Annotated in this window: 16 protein-coding genes and 3 tRNA genes; 16 read left to right on the top strand and 3 right to left on the bottom strand. The window is 70.0% G+C overall.

The window, feature by feature from the left end:
• Window positions 1-6 precede the first annotated feature (6 nt).
• Together GY24_RS08240 and GY24_RS08235 are read left to right on the top strand one after the other, a co-directional pair.
• Window positions 7-1,116 (top strand): branched-chain amino acid aminotransferase, encoded by a 1,110-nt coding sequence (locus GY24_RS08240; RefSeq protein ID WP_104475196.1) that lies wholly within the window; start codon window positions 7-9, stop codon window positions 1,114-1,116.
• Between the two features lie 37 nt (window positions 1,117-1,153).
• On the top strand, window positions 1,154-1,936 hold the full coding sequence (locus tag GY24_RS08235; RefSeq protein ID WP_104475195.1) for a fumarylacetoacetate hydrolase family protein: 783 nt from the start codon (window positions 1,154-1,156) through the stop codon (window positions 1,934-1,936).
• A gap of 1,227 nt (window positions 1,937-3,163) precedes the next feature.
• Here GY24_RS08235 and GY24_RS08230 read toward each other — a convergent pair.
• Window positions 3,164-4,237: an aminotransferase class V-fold PLP-dependent enzyme gene (locus tag GY24_RS08230; RefSeq protein WP_193953541.1), complete on the bottom strand. Its 1,074-nt coding sequence runs from the start codon at window positions 4,235-4,237 to the stop codon at window positions 3,164-3,166.
• Window positions 4,238-4,318: 81 nt separating this feature from the next.
• Between GY24_RS08230 and GY24_RS08225 the strand changes: the two genes are divergently transcribed.
• From GY24_RS08225 to GY24_RS08190, 8 genes are all read left to right on the top strand, one after another.
• A complete protein-coding gene (locus tag GY24_RS08225; RefSeq protein ID WP_104475194.1) occupies window positions 4,319-5,281 on the top strand; it encodes a LysR family transcriptional regulator in 963 nt (320 codons plus the stop codon).
• 56 nt (window positions 5,282-5,337) lie between these two features.
• On the top strand, window positions 5,338-6,855 hold the full coding sequence (gene gltX / locus GY24_RS08220; RefSeq protein ID WP_104475210.1) for a glutamate--tRNA ligase: 1,518 nt from the start codon (window positions 5,338-5,340) through the stop codon (window positions 6,853-6,855).
• A gap of 15 nt (window positions 6,856-6,870) precedes the next feature.
• Window positions 6,871-7,788, top strand: coding sequence for an NAD(P)/FAD-dependent oxidoreductase (locus GY24_RS08215; protein ID WP_104475193.1), 918 nt, complete (start codon window positions 6,871-6,873; stop codon window positions 7,786-7,788).
• Window positions 7,789-7,910: 122 nt separating this feature from the next.
• Window positions 7,911-7,982, top strand: a tRNA-Gln gene (locus GY24_RS08210).
• A 189-nt stretch (window positions 7,983-8,171) separates the two neighbouring features.
• Window positions 8,172-9,629 carry an anaerobic C4-dicarboxylate transporter family protein gene (locus tag GY24_RS08205; protein ID WP_104475192.1) on the top strand — a complete coding sequence of 486 codons (1,458 nt, stop codon included), beginning with the start codon at window positions 8,172-8,174 and terminating at the stop codon, window positions 9,627-9,629.
• A gap of 47 nt (window positions 9,630-9,676) precedes the next feature.
• Window positions 9,677-11,032: a M20/M25/M40 family metallo-hydrolase gene (locus GY24_RS08200; protein ID WP_104475191.1), complete on the top strand. Its 1,356-nt coding sequence runs from the start codon at window positions 9,677-9,679 to the stop codon at window positions 11,030-11,032.
• Between the two features lie 37 nt (window positions 11,033-11,069).
• The gene (locus tag GY24_RS08195) at window positions 11,070-12,353 is read left to right on the top strand and encodes an APC family permease (protein ID WP_104475190.1); all 1,284 of its coding nucleotides are present in this window, start codon (window positions 11,070-11,072) and stop codon (window positions 12,351-12,353) included.
• Window positions 12,354-12,523: 170 nt separating this feature from the next.
• Window positions 12,524-14,644 carry a transglycosylase domain-containing protein gene (locus GY24_RS08190; protein WP_161498709.1) on the top strand — a complete coding sequence of 707 codons (2,121 nt, stop codon included), beginning with the start codon at window positions 12,524-12,526 and terminating at the stop codon, window positions 14,642-14,644.
• Here the strand turns inward: GY24_RS08190 and GY24_RS08185 are convergent.
• Complete coding sequence (locus GY24_RS08185; RefSeq protein WP_104475209.1) at window positions 14,641-15,285, bottom strand: MBL fold metallo-hydrolase; 645 nt, start codon at window positions 15,283-15,285, stop codon at window positions 14,641-14,643. The genes GY24_RS08190 and GY24_RS08185 overlap by 4 nt on opposite strands.
• A gap of 87 nt (window positions 15,286-15,372) precedes the next feature.
• Here GY24_RS08185 and GY24_RS08180 point away from each other — a divergent pair, with 87 nt between their 5' ends.
• The 6 genes from GY24_RS08180 to GY24_RS08155 all read left to right on the top strand — a co-directional run bounded on the left by GY24_RS08180 (window position 15,373) and on the right by GY24_RS08155 (window position 20,209).
• Window positions 15,373-16,275, top strand: coding sequence for a diacylglycerol/lipid kinase family protein (locus tag GY24_RS08180; RefSeq protein ID WP_104475188.1), 903 nt, complete (start codon window positions 15,373-15,375; stop codon window positions 16,273-16,275).
• 87 nt (window positions 16,276-16,362) lie between these two features.
• Window positions 16,363-16,435, top strand: a tRNA-Glu gene (locus GY24_RS08175).
• A 638-nt stretch (window positions 16,436-17,073) separates the two neighbouring features.
• Window positions 17,074-17,146, top strand: a tRNA-Glu gene (locus tag GY24_RS08170).
• 98 nt (window positions 17,147-17,244) lie between these two features.
• Window positions 17,245-17,991 (top strand): DsbA family protein, encoded by a 747-nt coding sequence (locus tag GY24_RS08165; RefSeq protein ID WP_104475187.1) that lies wholly within the window; start codon window positions 17,245-17,247, stop codon window positions 17,989-17,991.
• A gap of 11 nt (window positions 17,992-18,002) precedes the next feature.
• On the top strand, window positions 18,003-18,851 hold the full coding sequence (locus tag GY24_RS08160) for a cytochrome c biogenesis CcdA family protein (protein WP_104475186.1): 849 nt from the start codon (window positions 18,003-18,005) through the stop codon (window positions 18,849-18,851).
• 2 nt (window positions 18,852-18,853) lie between these two features.
• On the top strand, window positions 18,854-20,209 hold the full coding sequence (locus tag GY24_RS08155; protein ID WP_104475185.1) for an MFS transporter: 1,356 nt from the start codon (window positions 18,854-18,856) through the stop codon (window positions 20,207-20,209).
• Here GY24_RS08155 and GY24_RS08150 read toward each other — a convergent pair.
• Window positions 20,206-21,396 carry a glycine C-acetyltransferase gene (locus GY24_RS08150; protein ID WP_104475184.1) on the bottom strand — a complete coding sequence of 397 codons (1,191 nt, stop codon included), beginning with the start codon at window positions 21,394-21,396 and terminating at the stop codon, window positions 20,206-20,208. The genes GY24_RS08155 and GY24_RS08150 overlap by 4 nt on opposite strands.
• Window positions 21,397-21,404: the final 8 nt, after the last annotated feature.

The following is a 21,404-nucleotide window of genomic DNA, read 5'->3' as shown; positions in this document are numbered from 1 at the left end:
CGAACGATGACCAACACCGAAAGCACCGCAGCCCCGCTCGACTTCGCCGTGACCCGCAACCTCGTGGGTGCCTCGGATGCCGCCCGCGCCGATATCCTCGCGGACCCCGGCTTCGGCAACCACTTCACCGACCACATGGTCGACATCTGTTGGTCGGTCAAGGGCGGCTGGCACCGGCCGCGCGTGCAGCCGTACGGCCCGATCCCGCTGGACCCGGCCGCCGCCGTGCTGCACTACTCGCAGACCATCTTCGAGGGCATGAAGGCCTACCGGCACGAGGACGGCTCCATCTGGACGTTCCGCCCCGAGGCCAACGCGGCGCGCATGCAGCGCTCCGCCCGGCGCCTGGCCCTGCCCGAGCTGCCGACCGAGTACTTCATCGAGTCGCTCAGGCAGCTCATCGCCGTGGATGCCGCCTGGGTGCCGTCGGAGGAGGACGAGAGCCTCTACATCCGTCCGTTCATGTTCGCCAAGGAGGCCTTCCTCGGCGTGCGCGCGGCCGAGAAGGTCGCCTACTACGTCATCGCCAGCCCGGCCGGCGCCTACTTCCCCGGCGGCGTCAAGCCGATCTCGATCTGGCTCTCCACCGACTACGCCCGCGCCGGCCGCGGCGGAACCGGTGCAGCCAAGACCGGTGGCAACTACGCCTCCAGCCTGCTGCCGCAGGCCGAGGCCTACAAGCAGGGCTGCGCCCAGGTGCTCTTCCTCGACTCCTCCGAGGGCAAGTACCTCGAGGAGCTCGGCGGCATGAACGTCGTGCTCGTGTACAAGGACGGCCGCGTCGTCACCCCGGAGTCGCCCAGCATCCTCGAGGGCATCACCCTCGACTCGGTGCTGCAGCTGGCCCGCGACCGCGGGCTCCAGGTGGAGCAGCGCCGCGTCACCCTCGCGGAATGGCAGGAGGGCGTCGCATCCGGCGACATCACCGAGGTGTTTGCCTGCGGCACCGCCGCGGTGATCACCCCGATCGCCCAGCTGCGCAACAACGAGGTCACGATCGGCGACGCTGACGCGCCCGCCGGAGAGCTGACCATGTCGCTGCGCGAGGAGCTCACCGACATCCAGTACGGCCGCCGCCCAGACAAGCACGGCTGGCTCACCCGCCTCGACGCGTAGTCGCGCCGCCCGCTCCACCGCACGAAAGGTCCTCCTCGTGAAGATCGCCCGCTTCAGCCACGACTCCCGCATCGCCTACGGCATCCTCGACGAGGGCGACCTCGTCGTGCTCGCCGCCGACCCCATGTACGGCGGCCTCGACACGACGGGGGAGCGGGTGCCGCTGGCCGACGCCGTGCTGCTGGCCCCCGTCATCCCGAGGTCCAAGGTCATCGGCATGAGCCGGGGCTACTACCTGAGCGAGTCGGAGAAGGAGGACCAGGAGGGCGGCCTCGACCGCCGCCTGGAGCCGCAGTTCTTCCTCAAGCCGAACACGACCGTGGTCGGGCCGAACGACCGCGTCGTGTTGCCCGCCGCGTCGACCGACGTGCACGGCGAGGCCGAGATCGCGATCGTGATCGGCAAGATCGCCAAGAACGTGGCGGTCGAGGACGCCGAGTCGAAGATCTTCGGTTACACGGTCGCCAACGACCTCACCGCGGTCGACCTGCTGAAGAGCGACGACCACAGCGCCAGGGCCAAGAGCTTCGACGGATTCTGCCCGCTCGGGCCCGTGATCGAGACCGAGTTCGACATGGAGGGCGTCGAGGTCAGCGGCAGCGTCAACGGCGAGCTCGCGCAGAGCGGCGACACCGCGCTGCTGCGGCACTCGGCGGCCGAGACCGTCGCGTTCCTCTCCCGCTGCTTCACACTGCTGCCCGGCGACGTCATCCTCACCGGCGGCCTCGGCCGCTCCTTCCCGGTGCGAGACGGAGACCGCGCCACCGTCACCGTCGAGGGCATCGGCTCGCTGAGCAACCCCGTCATCCGGCTCGGCTAACGCCTCGGTCGCGCTGCTCGCGGCCCCCGAAAAGTCCCGCGGCCCCCGATATGCCCAGGGCCGCGGGACTTTTCGCGTGCCGCGACGTGAATGCGGATGCCGGCGGGCGGATCGCTTCCGCAGCCAGTTGTCGCGATCGACCGGAGCCCCCAGGCGTCGCGGTTGCCTACTCAGGAAATCTTCCACGACCGTTTCAAAGTCCGGATGATCCTGCGGCCGATGCTCATAGCCTCTGAGCTGCCGATGTTCTGCGCCGTGCGCAACCAGTGGTGAGGCGATGGCCTCATACTCGACGTTCCAGCCGCCCGTGACGACGAGGGTGGGCACTCCCGAGATCATGCCTCCGGAGATGGCGCGCCCCCAGGGCGGTTCCAGCGACGCAAGACACACGGCCACTGCCCGCTCTGATTCCCACTCCGTTCGTTCTGCCAGCCCGCGGAGCATTATCGGGCGCACAATCGACCAGAATCCGAACAGGTCCCCTGCCGCCGCGAGGGCACGTGCTCGGGTCACCGCCTCGTTGCGACGTTCGATCGCGGGAACGCCACGAGCCACGTCGTACAGTGCGGGCTCCACAAGCACCAGAGCGTCGATCGATACCCGGCGCTGAGAGACGGCAAGCACGGCTGGAACAGCGCCGGTCGAGTGCGCCACCAGGGCGGAGCCTTCAGGGGTCTGAACAGACAGAGCCGCCGCACTTTCGTGCGGAGCGGTTGGGTCGAGCTCAGTGAAGACTGAGTCCTCGGCCGCGGCCAACGGCCACGCGGAGCGCCCTCGGCGCCCAGTGCCGTGAATGTATGCCCGCACGCGGTCAGCGTAGCTGCGCTCCAGCGCTTGGACCCGCCTCTGCTCGGCGCAGTTGGCGAGAGGGCGCACCTTGTCGCGGGGTGTGGTTCGCGTCGCCCTCTCGGACCGGGGAGGACCGGCGGCCGGAGCGACCCCGGCCCCGCTGCTCTCCCGCTCGACGCGCTGCTCTCGCGGCCCCCGAAAAGTCCCGCGGCCCCCGATATACCGAGGGCCGCGAGACTTTTCGCGTGCCGCGACGCGAATGCGGGCGCCAGTCGGCGGCACCGGGCGGCGACGGACACCGGCGGGCGCGGGTGCGGCGGGCATGGGTGTGGCAGCGGATGCCGCGGCCGACACGCCGCGAATCCGGGCCGAACCGGGACGGATTCCGCACCGCATCCGCTGACCGGCTACGGCGCAGGAGGGTGGTCGAGCGCTCGGCTACAGCCGGCCGAGGGCGCGCAGCGCGTCGGCGACGTCGTCCCCGTCGTTCCAGAGGTGGAACGCGACGCGCGCGCAGCCGGCACGGCCGGACGCGGTAATCCCGGCCGCCGTCAGGGCGCCGAGCGCGGCGCCGTCGGCATCCGGCCACGCCACGATGGCCTGGCCGCGCGGCTCGATGCCGAGCCCGGCGCAGAAGGCGTCGGCGAGCCCGACGGCATGGTCGCGCACGGCCGCCAGGTCGAGCCGGCGGAACAGCTCGATCGCCGGCTCCGCGCCGACCCAGGCCTGCCAGGCGGGGGAGGCGTCGAAGCGGCGCGCACTGGCAGCGAGCTCCATGGTGGGGCCGTAGCAGGCGGCGAGGGGGTCCTCGCCGGCGTACCAGCCGGTGTGCAGGGGGCGCAGCTCGCTCTGGAACGCCGCCGAGACGGTGAAGAAGGCCACGCCGCGCGGGGCGCAGAGCCACTTGTAGCTGTGGCAGATCGTCGCGTCGAAGGCGCCGGCATCCACCGGCATCCATCCCGCCGCCTGCGTGGTGTCGCAGAGCGTGCGGGCACCGTGCCGCCGTGCGGCGGCGGCGATGGCGGCGACGTCGGCGATGGCGCCGGATGCCGACTGCACCAGGGAGAAGACGACGAGCGCGGTGCCCGGGCGCACGCTCTCGGCCAGCTCGGCCAGTGGGACGTGGCGCACCCGCACGCCGCGGTGCTCCTGGCCGAGGAACGGGAAGACCATGGAGCTGAAGTCGCCGTCGACGCAGAGCACCTCGGCGCCGTCCGGCAGCCCGGCCGCGACCATGCCGGTGAACACGGAGGCCTGTGCTCCGATCGCCACGCGGTCGACGCCCACCCCGACGAGTCCCGCGTAGCCGGCGCGCACCCGCTCGACCGTCTCGGCGTAGCCGCCGACGGTGGCCTCGCCGCGCGCCCAGCGCTCGGCGTCGATGAGGGTCGCGGTAATGGTGTCGCTGCTCGGCAGCCCCATCGTGCACGCCCCGAGGTAGCCCCGGCCGCCGCGGAAGAGCGCGCTCGCCTCGGCGAGTGTTGTCGGGTTTTCGAGGGTCGTGCTGTGCATGCATCCAGCCTGATCGATCCCGACATATTGAACAAGGCGCGTGATTCAATGCAAACAATAACGATGGATTATGATTAGCGCATGCGGCCACCAGAACTCGAGCACGACCTCGACCTCGACTCCCACTCGCTGCGCGTCGTCAACGCGATCGCCGAACACGGTTCGATCACCGCGGCGGCCGAGGCGCTCGGCTACAGCCAGCCCGCGATCAGCCAGCACCTCAAGCGGCTGGAGGCGCGCATCGGCATGCCGGCGATCGAGCGCGTCGGCCGCGGGGTGCGGCTCACGGAGGCCGGCCAGGTGCTGGCCCGCTACGCCCTGCCCGTGATCAGCGCGCTGGACGCCGCGGCCGGCGAGCTCGCCGAGCTCAGCGGGCTCCGCTCCGGCCGGGTGCGCCTGGCCGCCTTCCCCTCTGCCTCGCCGACGATCGTGCCGCGGCTGCTCGCCGCGATGAACGAGCGGCACCCCGGCATCAACATCAGCTACATCGAGGCCGAGCCGCCCGAGGCCGTCGCAGCGGTCCGCGAGAGCCGGGCCGACCTCGCCCTCACGTTCAGCTACCCGGGCGACCGGGGCGACCCGCACACCGAGAGCGCGCACGGCCTCTCGGTGCGGGCGCTCAGCCGGGAGGAGATGATGCTGGTGCTGCCGGCCGGGCACCCGCTCGCGGCATCCGGAACCGTCGACGTCTCCCAGCTCTCCGGCGAGGCGTGGATCGCCGGCTGCCCGCGCTGCCGCGGCCACCTGCTCGAGCTCTGCGACGACAGCGGCTTCACGCCGCGGATCGGCTACGAGACCGACAACTTCCTCGCCGTGATGAGCATGGTTGCGGCCGGGCTCGGCGTCGCCGTGCTGCCGACCCTCGCCATCGAGTCGGCCGGGGTGCCGGCCGGCGTCGTGGTGCGGCCGACGAGCAAGCGCAACTTCCGCACGATCCACGTGGTCGGCACCCCGGGGGCCCGGCAGGTGCCGGCGATCGCGGCCACCCTGCAGATGCTCGCCGAGCTGACGACCGGCCGAAACCCGGAAAGTGTGCGCGCCTGACCCGCGTCGGTCCCTGACCACGGATATTGCAGCCGACGACGGCTAAGATCGACATGATGTCTGACGCAAATCACCCCTGGTCCACCGCCACCGGCAGCGACGTTCGTGTGCGCTTCTGCCCCTCGCCCACCGGAACGCCGCACGTCGGCATGGTCCGCACTGCCCTGTTCAACTGGGCCTACGCGCGCCACACCGGCGGCAAGCTGATCTTCCGCATCGAGGACACGGATGCCGCCCGCGACAGCGAGGAGAGCTTCCACCAGCTCGTTGACGCGCTCACCTGGCTGAACCTCGACTGGGACGAGGGCGTCAACGTCGGCGGCCCGCACGAGCCGTACCGGCAGTCGGAGCGCACCTCCCTCTACCTCGAGGTGATCCAGAAGCTCAAGGTCTCCGGCCACGTCTACGAGTCTTTCTCGAACGCCGAGGAGATCGACGCCCGCAACGACGCGGCCGGCCGCGCCCGCCAGCACGGCTACGACAACTTCGACCGCACCCTCACCGAGGAGCAGCGCGCCGCCTTCCGCGCCGAGGGCCGCGAGCCCGCCCTGCGCCTGCGGGTGCCGGACACCGACCTCTCCTTCACCGACCTGGTCCGCGGCGAGATCACCTTCCCGGCCGGCTCCTTCACCGACTTCGTCGTGGTGCGCCCGAACGGCGCCCCGCTCTACACGCTGGTCAACCCCGTCGACGACGCGCTGATGGGAGTGACGCACGTGCTCCGCGGCGAGGACCTGCTCTCCTCCACCCCGCGTCAGATCGCGCTCTACCACGCGCTGATCGACATCGGCGTGACGACCTTCGTGCCGCTCTTCGGTCACATGCCCTACGTCATGGGCGACGGCAACAAGAAGCTCTCCAAGCGCGACCCGGAGTCGAACCTGTTCCACCACCGGGAGCGCGGCTTCATCCCGGAGGGCCTGGTCAACTATCTCTCCCTGCTCGGCTGGTCGCTCTCGCACGACCGCGACGTATTCTCCATCGCGGAGCTCATCGCCGCCTTCGACATCGAGGACGTCAACCCGAACCCGGCTCGCTTCGACCTGAAGAAGGCCGAGTCGATCAACGGCGACCACATCCGCATGCTCGACGTCGTCGACTTCGCGGCGCGCACCGTGCCCTACCTCGAGGCTGCCGGCATCCTCACCGCCCCGCTCACCCCGAGCCAGGCCGCGACGCTGGCCGAGGCCGCCCCGCTCGTGCAGGAGCGCATCACCCTGCTCGGCGAGGCGCCCGGCATGCTCGGCTTCCTTTTCACGGATGCCGCGGGCCTGCAGTACGACGAGGCGGCACTCGCCTCGCTGCCCGCGAACGCCGGAGAGGTGCTCGCCGCCTCCGTGGACGCGCTCGATCGTATTCCCGCAGCGGAATGGACCCACGAGCAGGTGCAGGAGGCGCTCAGCGCCGCGCTCATCACCGGCCTCGAGCTGAAGCCCCGCATCGCCTACGGGCCGCTGCGCGTTGCGGTCTCCGGGCGCAAGGTGTCCCCGCCGCTGTTCGAGTCGATGCAGATCCTCGGCAAGGACGACGCCCTCGCGCGTCTGAACCGCCTGGCCGCCTCGCTGCAGGCCTAGTTTCGGGAGGGTGTCGTGAGCGATTTCGACGTCGCCGTCATCGGTGCGGGCCCGGCGGGGCTGAGCGCCGCGCTGGGCCTCGTGCGGTCCCGCCGAACCGTCCTGCTGGTCGACAGCAACCGGCCGAGGAATGCGGCGACGCTGCGCTCGCACGGCTTCCTCACCCGCGACGGCGTGCCGCCGCTGGAGCTGCGCAAGCTCGGCCGTGAGGAGTTCGAGGGGTACCCCGGCGCGAACTTCCATGCCGGGCTCGTTCAGCGCGTGCAGCACGACGCGGACGGCTTCCGGCTCAGCGTGCGCGGCATCCGCGGTTCGAGCGACCTGGAGGCCACGGTCGGCAACATCGTCGTGGCGACGGGCCTGATCGAGAAGTTGCCATCCGTGCCGAGCCTGCGTGCCTGGTACGGGACCGACCTGCACAGCTGCATCGAGTGTGACGGCTACGAGAAGCGCGACGCCGCCCTCGCCCTGATCGGCGAGTCCGGCGACCTCGCCGAGCGGGCCCTGCTGATCAGCCAGTGGTCGAGCGACCTGATCGTGTTCACGAACGGCTCCGCCGCCGTGACCCCGGCGGAGCAGGCCGCGTTGGCCCGGCGCGGCGTGCAAGTCGAGCGGCGCGCCATCGCCGACGTCGTGGGGGAGCGCGGCCGGATGACGGGCGTCCTGCTCGAGGACGGCGAGACGATCCCGCGCGAAGCCGGCTTCGTGCGCCCGGAGTGGACCCCCGCCATCGACTACCTCGACGGCATCGGGGTGCGGCTGGACGACTCGGGCCTGATCGCCGTGGACGGCCTCGGCCGCACCAGCGTCGTCGGCGTGTACGCCGCAGGCGACTCAACGGCCCCCGGTCCGGAGCAGCTCATCATCGCGGCCGGGCACGGCGCCCAGGTGGCGGCTGCGCTGAACCGGGACCTGCTCGGACCGCTGCTCTGACAGCCCCGAAAACGGGTGCGGCACGCGCGGGATTCAGCTCCGGTTTTGCCCTAGCTCGCCGCATGGGTTAGAGTTCTTTTCGGCCCGAGGTTCGCTTCCGGGTCACCGGCCCGGTAGGGCATTGGGGTATGGTGTAATTGGCAACACGGAGGTTTCTGGTACCTTTGTTCTTGGTTCGAGTCCAGGTACCCCAGCAATAAAACAGTACGAACCCGGGAGTGATCTCCCGGGTTTTCGTCGTTTAACGGCCCATTCGCGGCATCCGCTGGCCCGCCGACTTATCACCCTCGCAGCATGATGGCCCTCTCCCTGCGTGCGGGTTACGCTGGGCCACCGCCGGCGAGGGCGTGCTCGTCGGATCACTGCCAACGGATGGAGTGGCGATGGAAATCGTGCTCGTGGTCTTGCAAGCGTGTGTCGTCATCGGGGCCATCGTGCTCGGCGTCCGGACCGGGGGCCTGGGCCTCGGGCTCTGGGGCGTCGTCGGCACCGTCGTCCTGGTCTTCGCCTTCCAGCTGCCGCCCGGCTCCATCCCGGTCGACGCGTTCTTCATCATCATCGCGGTGATCACGGCATCCTCCGCGATGCAGGCCGCCGGCGGCATCGACTACCTGGTCTCGATCGCCTCGAAGATCATCCAGGCGAACCCGAAGCGGCTGACCTACGTGGCACCGCTCGTCGCGTTCGTGTTCACCGTGCTCTCGGGAACGTCGAACATCTTCTTCGCCCTCATCCCCGTCATCTACGAGACCTCGTACCGCAACGGGCAGCGCCCGGAGCGTGCCCTCGCGGCCTCAACGGTCACCTCGGGCCTCGGGATCACGGCGAGCCCGGTCTCGGCGGCCATGGCCGCCTACCTCGTGCTCATGGAGGGCACGGGGTACGGGCTTCCCCAGATCCTGCTCATCACCGTACCGGCCGCCGTCGTCGCCTGTATCGTGGCCTCCTTCGTGCAGCAGCGCCTCGGCAAGGACCTGCTCGACGACCCGGTGTTCCTCAGGAGGGTCGAAGAGGGCACGGTGGAGGTGCCGGCGGTCCTGGCCGAGCGGTACGCGGCGAAGATGGGCACGAGCCCGGTGCCGGCCGCCGACGCCGCCTCGGGCGGCCCCTCCGGGGGCGCCTCCGGTGGCAGCGACGCGGAGCGGCCGCCCGCGAAGGCCGTGATGATCGAGCACCCCGTCCCCCCGGGCGGCATGACCGCCGCGATGATCTTCGTCTCCGGGACCCTGCTGATCGTGCTGCTCGGCCTGTTCCCCGGTCTCCGCCCGGCCTTCCCGGACGAGGAGGGCGAACTGGTGCCGATCGGCATGTCGACGGTCATCGAGATGATCATGTTCAGCGTGGCCCTCGTCATCATCCTGGCCCGCCGGGTTAAGCCGTCCACCGTCGTCGAGCAGCCGCTGCTCAAGTCCGGCTTCGTCGCCGCGGTCGCCCTCTTCGGTATCGCGTGGATGGCCGACACCTTCATCTCGGCCAACCAGGAGACGATCATCGAACCGCTCGGCGCGATGATCGAGGCCAACCCGCTCCTGCTCGCGGTCGCCCTGTTCATCGTCTGTGGTCTGACGACCAGCCAGTCGGCGACGACGAACACCATGATCCCCATCGCCTTGGCCGCCGGCCTGGCACCGGGAATCATCACCGCCATGTGGCCGTCCCTCATCGGCGTCTGGCTGTTCCCGGCGAACGGCTCGCAGATCGCCGCCGTCGAAACGGACCTCACGGGGTCGACCAAGCTGACCCAGGTGCCCGTCTGGCACTCGTTCACGATCCCGATGCTGGTGTCGTGGGCCGCGGTCGTCGCGGCCGGCCTGTTGATACAGCTCGCGATTCCTGCGTGAGCGCCCCCCACCACCGCACAAGAACCCAGCCCGTCGAGGAGGAACCCATGTCCGACCCCAGCCGCATCGCCGCCGCAGCCGCAGAGCTCATGCCCGAGGTGCTGGAGCGCCTCGAGCGTCTCGTGCGCATCCCCTCCATCGCCTTCCCCGGCTTCGATCCCGAACCGGTGCACGCGATGGGCGCGGCCGTCGTCGAGCTGTTCACGGATGCCGGGGTGACGGGCGTGAGCCTGCTCGATGTGCCAGACGGCTACCCGTGCGTGTACGCCGACATCCCCGGCCCGGCCGGCTCGCCGACCGTGCTGCTGTACGCGCACTACGACGTGCAGCCCGCGCCGCCCAGCCAGGGCTGGTCGAGTGAGCCGTTCGAGCCCATCACGAAGCCCGACGGCCGCATCTACGGGCGCGGCGCGGCCGACGACAAGTCCGGCCTCATCATCCACTACGGAACGCTCAAGCTGCTCGGCGCGCAGCTGCCGTGCAACCTCAAGATCCTGGTCGAGGGGGAGGAGGAGACGATCTCGCACCTGGAGGCGTTCGTGGAGGCCAACCCCGAGCTGTTCACGGCGGACGCCTACGTGATTGCCGACATCGGCCCGCAGCGGGTCGGGCGGCCCGGGCTCACGACCGCGCTCCGCGGTGATGTCGCCTGCACCGTCACGGTGCGCACCCTCGCCAACCCGGTGCACTCCGGCATGTTCGGCGGGGCGGCGCCCGACGCGCTGACCGCCATGATCCGGATCCTCGACACGCTGCACGACGAGAACGGCGACACCGTCATCCCCGGCGTCGACAGCAGTAGCTGGAGCGGCGCGGCCATGGAGGAGGACGTCTACCGGGAGGGCTCCGCCATCCTGCCCGACGTCGAGTACCTCGGCACCGGAACGCTCTCCGACCGGATCTGGGCCAAGCCGTCAGTCACGGTGCTCGGCATGGACCTGCCGAACACGGCGGAGGCCTCCAACGTGCTGCTGCCGGAGGTCACGGCGAAGCTCTCGATGCGGATCGTGCCCGGCTCGGACGGCGACGCCCAGCTCGAGGCGCTGATGGCGCACCTGCGCGCACAGCGCCCCTGGAACTGCCAGGTCGAGGTGGAGAAGGTCAAGGTGGGCCACGCCTTCGCCGTGGACGAGTCGCACCCGGCGATCGTCGCCGCCTCCACCGCGCTCACCGACGCCTACGGTGCGCCCGTCGAGTCGATCGGCAGCGGGGCGTCGATCCCTCTGGTGGCCTCACTGCAGAAGGTGGCGCCGCAGGGGGCGATCATCCTGTGGGGCGCGGAGGACACGGCGCAGTCCCGCATCCACGCCTCGGACGAGTCCGTCGACCCGGGCGAGATCGAGCGGATGATCGCCGCGCAGACGCTGTTCATCCTCAACTTGGCCGAGGCCGCCCGCGGCTGAGCACGCGCCGGCCACCTCGATTTCGCGGGAGGGTGAGATGTCCGCTCCAACGGGCACGAAGAGGATGACCGTCCTCCAGGCGACGTTCATCGGCGTCGGCTCGATGGTCGGCGCCGGGATCTTCGCCCTGCTGGGCGCGGCGGGCGCGGTGGCGGGGTCGGCCGTCTGGCTGTCGTTCCTCATCGCCGGGATCATCGCCGCACTGCAGGGCTACTCGTTCGCCAAACTCGGCGCCCAGTATCCCTCCGGCGGCGGCATCCTCACCTTCCTCAGCCGCGGGTTCGGGGAGGGCCACCTGACCGGCATCGGTTCGTGGCTGTTCTTCTCCGCCGGGTCCATCGTCGTCGCCATGATCGCCTCCTCCTTCGGCAGCTACGCCAGCTCGGTCGTCGCCGACGGAGACCCGTTCTGGGCGAAGGCGCTGGCTGTGGCGCTGGTGCTCGTCATGACGGGGCTGAACGCGGTCGGCCCGACAGCCGTCGCCCGCGTGCAATCGGTCATCGTGATCGTGGTGCTCGGCATCCTGGTCGTCTTCGCGGCGGTCACCATCGCCACCTGGAACCCGGCGCTGCTCGCGCCGTCTGGCTACCCGGGGGTCCAGGAGATCGTTGCCAGCGTCGCACTCACCTTCTTCGCCTTCCTCGGCTTCGGTGTGATCACCTTCACCGCCAAGGACCTCCCCAACCCGGCCCGCCAGTTGCCCACGGCCATCTACCTGGCCATCGCCATCGCCACGACGATCTACGTCGCCGTCTCCCTGGGCGTCTTCGGCACTCTCACCGCCGACCAGGTCGTCGAGTACGGCAGCACCGCGCTCGCCGAGGCGGCGAAGCCGGTGCTGGGCCAGGCCGGCTACGTGCTCATGGTGATCACGGCGCTCTTCTCGACGACGGGCGCCGTCAACGCCGGGCTCTACCCGTCGATCGGGATGACGGCCCACCTCGCCTCGGTCGGACAGTTCCCGCCCGTCTTCGGCCGCTCGGTCGGGCGGTTCCCGGTCGGACTGCTCGTCATGGCGGCACTCGCGATCACGCTGGTCGTCGGCTTCGACGTGAACAAGATCGCCTCCATCGGCAGCGCGGTCGCCCTGCTGGTTTTCTCCGCCGTCACGGTCGCGCACTTCCGGCTGTTCCGCATCACCGGCGCCAGCATCGTCGTGCTGGTGATCGCCCTCATCACGACGTTGGGCACCTTCATCGTGTTCTGCACCACGACCCTCGCCGAGGAGCCGACGAGCGCCATCGCACTCGTCGGCATCATCGCCCTGTCCATCATCATCGACTTCGTCTGGAAGGCCAGCGCCCGCCGTTCCAGGGCCTGAAAATTAGCCGAGGACGGCTCATTTTCTGGCTGGAATCTCTGGACTTCGACGATTCGATGTTGTTCCATTGAACTCCGGTTGGGTTGATGAGTGTGCAGGACGGGTGTGATCCAGTGGGCCGAAAGAAACCTCAGAAGCCCTCCTTCACCGAGACGCGAAGCCCGGGGGGAGTGATCGGCGGGCTGCTCGGCCTCGTGGCCGCCGCCATCGCCTGCGGGGTGCTCGTGGCCGGCGCTGTCACCCCCGTCGTCGCCCTGGGCGGTCTGGCCGCGAGCAACTCGATGGCCTACTTCGAGGGTCTCCCCGAATACCTCGCCATCACCCCGCTCTCCCAGAAGAGCAACATCTACGCGATGCAGACCGATGGCACGCCGATCCTGCTCGCCTCGTTCTACGACCAGAACCGCGTCGAGGTGGGCTGGGACCAGGTGGGCCAGTTCGTCAAGGATGCGACGATCGCCGGCGAGGACCCGCGCTACTACGAGCACAACGGCATCGACGCCCAGGGCACGCTGCGCGCCGTGGCGATGACGGTGCTCGGCGACCAGATTCAGGGCGGCTCCTCGATCGCCCAGCAGTACGTCAAGAATGTGCGCGTGCAGACCTGCGAGCTCGAGGCCACAGAGGCGAAGCGGATGAGCTGCTACGACGAGGCGACCGCGACGTCTGCGTCGCGCAAGCTCAAGGAGATGCGCCTGGCGCTCGGGGTGGAGAAGCGGTACACCAAAGATCAGGTGCTTCTCGGCTACCTGAACATCGCCGGATTCGGCGGCCGGGTGTATGGCATCGAAGCGGCAGCCAACTACTACTTCAACACCTCGGCATCCGCACTGACCCTCTCCCAGTCGGCCAGCCTGATGGCCATCGTCAACAACCCGGTGAAGTTCCAGCTGGACAACCCGGACAGCTTCTCGAACGGCGCCGCCAACGGCTACGCGGCCAATCGCACCAGGCGCGACTACATCCTCGACCAGATGCTGCGCTACGACAAGATCACCCAGCAGCAGCACGACGAGGCTGTCGCCGCCCCCATCGAGCCCCAGATCACGGAGCCGAGCACTGGCTGCCAGACGGCTGGCCCCTCCGCGTTCTTCTGCGACTACGTCAGCGCGGTGCTGCAGACGGACCCCGTCTTCGGGGCCGATGCCGACACCCGCCTGCTCAACTTCCGCCGCGGCGGCTACAACGTGTACACCACGCTCGACATGGACCTGCAGAATGCGGCGACGCGCGCCATGGGCGAGAACGTGCCGCTGAGCTACCCGGGGTGGGACGTCGGAGGCGTCATCTCGAGTGTGGAGGTCGGCAGCGGCCGGGTGCTCGCGATGGTGCAGAACAAGGCGTACACCCAAGACCCGGCGGTCGCCGGCGCTGACCCCACGTACACCGCGCTCAACTACAACACCGACTACAACCAGGGCGGTTCCGGTGGGTTCCAGCCGGGTTCGGGGTACAAGGTGTTCACGCTGGCCCAGTGGTTGAAGGAGGGGCATTCGTTGAACGAGCGGGTCGACTCCCGGCCGAAGGCGAGCTGGGGCACCTTCAAAGACAGCTGCCTGGGGCCGCAGAACTACGACAGCGAGCACTGGAGTCCGAAGAACGACGCCAATGAGGCCGGCGCCAACTACACGGCGCTGCAGTCGACGCTGCAGTCGATCAACACCGGTTACATCGGCATGGCCAAGAAGCTCGATCTCTGCGGCATCCGCAAGACGGCGGAGGCATTCGACATGCACAGGGCCGACGGCGAGCCACTCGTGCAGAGCGCATCGGCGGTCATCGGCATCAACGAGGTCGCGCCGCTCAGCATGGCAGTCGCGTTCGCCGGCATCGCGAACAACGGCGTGACCTGCAGCGCCGTCGCGATCGATCGCATCGTCGACTCGAGCGGCGCTGAGCTGCCTGTGCCACAGTCGGTCTGCCAACAGTCGGTGTCGCCGGATGTCGCCGCCGCCATGCACTTCGCCCTGCAAGGGGTGCTGACCAGCGGCACTGCCACGCAGTCGTGGACGTCGACGTCGCCCCGCGTGCCCATGATCGGCAAGACCGGCACGACCGACGGCAACAAGGACACCTGGATGAACGGGGCGAGCAGCGAGGTCGCCACCGTTGCGGCCGTCGTCAGTGTGACGGGGGAGGCCAACCAGCGGGCGACCTACTTCGACAGCGGGCTGGCCTCCACGGCCAGGCACCGCATGTGGTCGGCCGTGATGTCGGTGGCGAACGCGAAGTACGGCGGCAATCCGTTCACCACCATCTCGCCGTCGACGGCGCTCCGGCCGAGTGGCTAAATCTCGATGGACTCGCCCGGCGTGAGCGGGCTGAACTGCCCGCCGGCCTGTTCCGTGCTCCACGCGAGCCTGGCGTTGGAGAGCGCCTTGCCGGCGTCCGAGAGCAGCATCTCGTGCGTCGGGAAGCTGTGCCTCGGCGCGACCGCCTCGACGTAGTCCATCGCCTCCGACAGCTTCATCCAGGGGGCGGCGGCCGGCACGGCCAGCACCTCGACGACCGTGTCGGCCGGAGCGTCGAAGGAGTCGCCGCCGTAGTAGAAGCACCCGTTGACCAGCACACCGACATTGTCGATCAGCGGGATCGAGCGGTGGATGAGCGCATGCGTGCCGCCGAAGAAGCGCAGCTCGAAGCCGCCGACGACGACGCTGTCGCCGGCTGCGACCGGCTGCACAGGGATGCCGGCCGTGGCGGCAGCGGCCACGACACCGGCCGGGCCGAACAGGGTGACCCCGGGGCTGGCGGCGCGGATGCGCTCCAGCTGCTCCGGCGTCCAGTGGTCATCGTGCAGATGGGTGATCACGACGGCGACGACCGAGGCGTCCGGCTCGATCGGGCGGGTGAACTTGCCCGGGTCGATGATGAGCGTCTCGCCCGCGTTCTCGATGATGACCGCCGCGTGTTCCAGTTTCGTGATGCGCATGCCCTCGAGCAAACACCGTGTCACCCCCGGCCGCAACACGCAGCGCCCAATTGGTGCCGGCCCGCCGATCACCCCCATAATCGGCCTATGCTGTCTGCTCCTCTGCGCCTGACCGTGGCGATCAACCCGAATGCCTCCTTCGGGCGCCGCCGCGACGTCGGCCCGCGGGTCGCCGAGCGGTTGGCCGAGGCCGGCCACCAGGTGGCGATGCTGCGCGAGCCCAACCTCGAACTGCTCCGCCGGGAGGCAGAGGATGCCGTCGCCCTCGGCACCGACGCGCTGATCGTCGTCGGCGGCGACGGAATGGTGTCGCTCGGCGCCAATCTGGTGGCCGGCACGGCGACGCCACTGGGCATCGTGGCATCCGGAACCGGCAACGACATGGCCAGGGCGCTCGGCCTGCCCATCGACGACGCGGAGGCGGGCATCGACCTGCTGCTCGCGGCGCTGCAGCGGGAGCCGCGCGTCATCGACGCGGCCCGGGTGCGGCACGGCGGCCTCACCACCTGGTTCTGCGGGGCCCTCTCCGCCGGCTTCGACGCGCGGGTGAACGAGCGCGCCAACCGGATGACGCGCCCGCGCGGGCCGAGCCGGTACACCATCGCGATGGTGCGCGAGCTGGTCAGCTTCAAGCCGATCCGCTATTCGCTGGTCGTCGATGGCGTCGCCCGCGAGGTCAGCGCGATGCTCATTGCGGTGTCCAACGGGGTGTCGATCGGCGGCGGCATGAAGATCACCCCGGACGCCGAGCTCGACGACGGCGAGCTGGACCTGCTCATCGTCAGCGCGCTCTCCAAGCCGCGGTTCCTGAGACTCTTCCCGCGCGTCTTCGCGGGGGAGCACGTGGGCGAGCCGGAGGTCGAGATCACGCGGGTGCGCACCGTGACGCTGGCCGCGGCCGACGTCGTCGCCTACGCCGACGGGGAGCGGGTCGGCCCGCTGCCGCTTGAGGTGGCGGTCGTTCCCGGCGCCCTGAGAATGCTGGTCTGAGCGCTCACGGGCCGGGCAAAACGCCCGGGACTGCATCAATTTGGAATGCCCCCACACCGTGTGACATACTTTTCAAGTTGCAAAAACGGCCCCATCGTTTAGCGGCCTAGGACACCGCCCTCTCACGGCGGCAGCACCGGTTCAAATCCGGTTGGGGTCACACACGTCAGAAAGCCTCCGGTAATCCGGAGGCTTTCTGTGTTTCCGGCGCAGTTTCGCGCCGGCTCCAGGCGCACGCGGGGGAGCTCCCGCTGGTCGAGCCTGTCGCCCCGCCCGCCCCCCGTTGGCTCGAGGGAGCGCCGGCGACCGAAGCCAACAGTCACTCCCCGGCTGCGACCCGATCGGGTCGGCTGCGGGGCTTCGCTCGTTCCTCGCTCAAGCCGACGTGCATCTCCACGCCGGCTCGAGGGAGCGCCAGCGACCGAAGCCAACAGCCACTCCCCGGCTGCGACCCGATCGGGTCGGCTGCGGGGCTTCGCTCGTTCCTCGCTCAAGCCGACGTGCATCCCCACGCCGGCTCGAGGGAGCGCCAGCGACCGAAGCCAACAGCCACGCCCCGGCTGCGGCCCGATCGGGTGGGCTGCGGGGCTTCGCTCGTTCCTCGCTCAAGCCGACGTGCATCTCCGCGTTGGCTCGGGGGAGCGCCGGCGACCGAAGCCAACAGCCGCGGCGAAGGGCCGCGACCCGCCCGGGCCGCGCGGCGGCCGGCCCGCGAGAGCCCAGTGTTGGTGCGGGTCGATGGCCGTCCGTGTCAGAGTGGCACCGAAAGCTGTGGCATAATTGACGAGTTGCAAAAACGGCCCCATCGTTTAGCGGCCTAGGACACCGCCCTCTCACGGCGGCAGCACCGGTTCAAATCCGGTTGGGGTCACAACACAGGTAGAAGGCCTCCGGTTCTCCGGAGGCCTTCTCTGCATATACCGGTACGAAACTGGGCATATACGGGTACGAAACAGGGGAGAACGAGACATGGCCGCGAACTCACAACGGCGGTTTCGCCTCTCCAGCGTGATCGTCATCGCCCTCGGATCCGCGCTCCTCGGCGGGCTCGGCACCGCCATCGTGATGAACTCCCCGCTCGGCGGAAACGCGTCCGCGACTCCCGGCCAGACGGCCCCCGGCCAGGCAGAGCCCGGCGCCGAGCAGCAGCAGACGGCATCCGGCGTGCCAGACCTGGCCCGCCGCATCGACGGCGACCCGACCGCCCTCGGCGCCGTCGACGCCCCCGTCGTGATGATCGAGTACGCCGACTACCGCTGCCCGTTCTGCAGCCTGTTCACCCGCGACACGATGCCGAAGATCATGGAGCAGTACCTCGCCGACGGCACCCTGCGCATCGAGTGGCGCGACCTGCCGATCTTCGGCGAGCAGTCGGTCCAGACCGCCATCGCCGCCCGCGCGGCCGGCGATCAGGGGCTGTTCTGGGAGTACAACGCGGCCGTCGCCGCCGCGGCCCCGGAGCGCGGCCACCCCGACATCGACCGGGCGATGCTGATCGGCTTCGCCGAGCAGGTCGGCGTGCCCGACCTGGCCGCGTTCGAGCTGGGGCTCGACTCCGAGACGCACCGTGCCGCCGTGCAGGCGGACCTGCAGGAGGCGCAGTCCATCGGCGCGACGAGCACACCGCTGTTCCTCATCGGTGACGAGGGCATTGCCGGCGCCCACCCGCTGGAGACGTTCCAGGCCGTCATCGAGCGCCAAGCCGCGCGCCCGTAACGGGCCCCGTCATGGAGATCGGGCTCGCCGCCGCCTTCCTCGGCGGCCTCGTCACCCTGCTGAGCCCGTGTTCGGCGCTGCTGCTGCCCTCCTTCTTCGCCTACGCGTTCAGTTCGCGCACGCAGCTCCTCGCCCGCACGGCCGTGTTCTTCCTCGGCCTGCTCACCATGCTGCTGCCGATCGGCATCTTCGCCAGCACCCTCGGCGCGCTGATCACCGGGCACCGCGGGCTCATCGTCACGATCGCCGGCGGCCTGGTCATCCTCGCCGGCGTGCTGAGCCTGGCCGGGGTGCGGATGCGGCTGCCGCAGGTGCAGCACGGCGGTGGCTCCGGGGCGCTCTCGGTCTACATCCTCGGAATCGCGTTCGGCGTCGCCGGCAGCTGCTCCGGCCCGGTGCTCGGCTCCATTCTCACCATCGCGGCGCTCCGCGGCGACGCCCTGTTCGGCGGCGCCCTGCTCACCGTCTACGCCCTCGGCATGGTCGTGCCGCTGTTCCTGCTGGCCCTGGCCTGGGAGGCGTTCGACATCGGCAGCCGCGGCTGGCTGCGCCCGCGCGTCGTGCGGATCGGCCGCTGGCGCTCCACCTGGATCGAGGTCGTCTCCGCCCTGCTGATGATCGGCGTCGGCGTGCTGCTGATCGCCACGGACGGCACCGCCGGCCTCGGCGGCATCCTCACCATTCAGCAGCAGTTCGATCTCGAACTGTGGGCGAGCGGGCCGGGCGCCGCCTGGGTGCCGATGCTGCTCCTTGGCCTCGCCATCTTTGTGGGCCTGATGGTGGCACTCCGGCTGCGTCGTCGGAGAGAATTGACGGCGGCGCCGTTGCACGCGTCTCAGACAGCAGACACCGGGGAGTAGCGATGAGCGAGTCGGCGCAAGCGAGGGCGCAGCTGCCGCGCGCGCTCCGCCCGTTCCGCACCCGCCAGTACCGCATCCTCGCGGCCGCGCTCACGCTGTCGCTGCTGGGCTCCGGGATGTGGTTCGTCGCCGTCGTCTGGCAGGTCATGGAGCTCGGCGGCGGCCCGGCCCAACTCTCCCTCGTCGCCACGATGAGCGCCATCGGCCTGGTCGCCGTCGTGCTGGTCGGCGGCGTGGTCGCCGACCGGGTGGTGCAGAAGCGCATCCTGCTCGTCGTCGAGGCCTCGAAGATCATCGTGATCGGCGCGATCGCCTGGCTGGCGCTGGCCGAGACCCTGGAGATCTGGCACCTCATGATCGCGGCCCTCGTGATCGGTGTGGGGGAGGGCTTCTTCTACCCGGCCTACAGCGCCATGCTGCCCTCGATCCTGCCCGGCGACGACCTGCTGGCCGCGAACGGCTTCGAGGGCATGCTGCGCCCCGCCGCGATGCAGGCCGCCGGGCCCGCACTGGCCAGCGCCGCCGTGGCCGCGGCGTCCCCGGCCCTCGCGTTCGTCATCGTGGGCGCCCTGCAGGTGGTCGCGGTCGTGGCGCTCGTCGTGCTGCGACCCGTCCCGCTCCGGCGCAACCTGGAGGCCGAGGTGGCCAGGCACCCCCTGCGCGCGGCGCTCGGCGACCTCGCCGAGGGCTTCCGCTACATGTTCTCGACGCCCTGGCTGCTCGCGACCCTGCTCTTCTCGATGGCCTTCGTGCTCGTCATCATGGGCCCGATCGACGTGCTGGCCCCCTTCGCCGTGCGCGACTCCGCGGGCGGCGGCGCCACCGAGTACGCGCTCGTGCTGGCCGCATTCGGGGTGGGCAGTGTGCTGGGCGCCCTGTTCATCTCCTCGAGGCGGATGCCGCGGCGCTACCTCACCGTTCTGACGCTCGCCTGGGGGCTCGGCAGCCTTCCCCTGGCCGTCATCGGCTTCACCGACCAGGTGTGGCTGATGGGGCTCGCCGTGTTCATCGTCGGATTCAGCTTCTCGATCGGCGGGGTGATCTGGGGCACCCTGCTGCAGCGCCGCGTTCCGCCGCACATGCTGGGCCGGGTGTCCAGCCTCGACTTCTTCGTCTCCCTGGCGTTCATGCCGATCTCGATGGCGCTGGCCGGCCCGGTGGGAGAGGCGATCGGCCTCGCCCCGACCTTCGTCATTGCCGGCGTGCTGCCGCTCGTCTTCGCGGTGATCGCCATCGTCTGGGCCCGGCTGCCGAAGGACGAGATCGCTCACCCGCTCGGCGACGGCGCCGACGCGGTCGAGCTCATCGCCGACGCCCCGCCGTGGGAGCCAGGCCCGCGCCTGGAGGGGACGCTCTAGGCGGACACCGCCCGCTCCGCGTCCCTCGCGCGCACGAAGGCGTCGACGGCCTTCTCGATGTCGGCCTCGCTGTGCGCGGCCGACAGCTGCACCCGGATCCGGGCGGTGCCCCGCGGCACGACCGGGTAACTGAACGCGATCACGTAGACGCCGTCGCCGAGCATGTGGTCGGCGATGCGCGCCGCCAGGGCGGCGTCGCCGAACATGACGGGCACGATCGGGTGCTCGCCCGGGATCAGCTCGAATCCCTCCGCGGTCATCCGCGCCCGGAAGTGCGCGGCGTTCCGGCGCAGCCGCTCCCTGTCGGCGCCGCTGCCGGCGACGAGGTCGAGTGCGGCCAGGGTACCGGCGACGACGGCCGGGGCGACGGTGTTCGAGAACAGGTAGGGCCGGGCGCGCTGCCGGAGCAGCGCGATCAGCTCGGCGTGGCCCGCGACGTAACCACCGGACGCACCGCCGAGCGCCTTGCCGAACGTGCCCGTGTACAGGTCGACGCGGCGCTCCACCCCGGCCAGTTCCGGGGTGCCGCGGCCGTGCTCGCCGACGAAGCCGACCGCATGCGAGTCGTCGACCATGACGAGCGCGTTGTGGCGCTCCGCCAGATCGCAGATCTCGGCCAGCGGAGCGAGCGAGCCGTCCATCGAGAACACGCCGTCGGTCACGATCAGGCGTTGCCGGGCCCCGGATGCCGCCAGCAGCTGCGCCTCCAGCTCGACCATGTCGCGGTTGGCGTAGCGGTACCTGGCCGCCTTGCAGAGCCGGATGCCGTCGATGATCGACGCGTGGTTCAACGCGTCGCTGATGATGGCGTCATCCGGGCCGAACAGGCCCTCGAAGACGCCGCCGTTTGCGTCGAAACAGCTGGAGAACAGGATCGTGTCGTCGGTGCCGAGGAACTCGGAGACGCGTCGCTCCAACTCGATGTGCAGGTCCTGCGTGCCGCAGATGAATCGGACGCTGGCCAGGCCGAAGCCCCAGTCGTCCATCGCCTCCTGCGCGGCGGCCACGATCACGGGGTGGTCGGCGAGGCCGAGGTAGTTGTTGGCGCAGAAGTTCAGCACATCTCCGCCGTTGGCGGAGATGTGCGCCGACTGGGCCGAGCTGATGCGGCGCTCGTGTTTGAACAGGCCTGCCGCCGCGATCTCGTCGAGCGTCTCCTGGGCCTGCTGCTTCATCGTTCCGTACATTCGGTGCT

It is taken from the genome of Microterricola pindariensis (genome assembly GCF_002936985.1).
In the GTDB taxonomy this organism is placed as follows: Bacteria; Actinomycetota; Actinomycetes; order Actinomycetales; family Microbacteriaceae; genus Microterricola; species Microterricola pindariensis.
The sequence above is the reverse complement of the archived record's forward strand: the minus strand, read 5'-3'. Positions and strand labels throughout refer to the sequence as shown.

Coding starts and splice junctions, on each gene's coding strand:
- GY24_RS08240 (WP_104475196.1), top strand. CDS start 7: ATGACCAACACCGAAAGCACCGCAGCCCCGCTCGACTTCGCCGTGACC.
- GY24_RS08230 (WP_193953541.1), bottom strand. CDS start 4,237: ATGCACAGCACGACCCTCGAAAACCCGACAACACTCGCCGAGGCGAGC.
- GY24_RS08225 (WP_104475194.1), top strand. CDS start 4,319: ATGCGGCCACCAGAACTCGAGCACGACCTCGACCTCGACTCCCACTCG.
- gltX (WP_104475210.1), top strand. CDS start 5,338: ATGTCTGACGCAAATCACCCCTGGTCCACCGCCACCGGCAGCGACGTT.
- GY24_RS08205 (WP_104475192.1), top strand. CDS start 8,172: ATGGAAATCGTGCTCGTGGTCTTGCAAGCGTGTGTCGTCATCGGGGCC.
- GY24_RS08200 (WP_104475191.1), top strand. CDS start 9,677: ATGTCCGACCCCAGCCGCATCGCCGCCGCAGCCGCAGAGCTCATGCCC.
- GY24_RS08195 (WP_104475190.1), top strand. CDS start 11,070: ATGTCCGCTCCAACGGGCACGAAGAGGATGACCGTCCTCCAGGCGACG.
- GY24_RS08185 (WP_104475209.1), bottom strand. CDS start 15,285: ATGCGCATCACGAAACTGGAACACGCGGCGGTCATCATCGAGAACGCG.
- GY24_RS08180 (WP_104475188.1), top strand. CDS start 15,373: ATGCTGTCTGCTCCTCTGCGCCTGACCGTGGCGATCAACCCGAATGCC.
- GY24_RS08165 (WP_104475187.1), top strand. CDS start 17,245: ATGGCCGCGAACTCACAACGGCGGTTTCGCCTCTCCAGCGTGATCGTC.
- GY24_RS08160 (WP_104475186.1), top strand. CDS start 18,003: ATGGAGATCGGGCTCGCCGCCGCCTTCCTCGGCGGCCTCGTCACCCTG.
- GY24_RS08155 (WP_104475185.1), top strand. CDS start 18,854: ATGAGCGAGTCGGCGCAAGCGAGGGCGCAGCTGCCGCGCGCGCTCCGC.
- GY24_RS08150 (WP_104475184.1), bottom strand. CDS start 21,396: ATGTACGGAACGATGAAGCAGCAGGCCCAGGAGACGCTCGACGAGATC.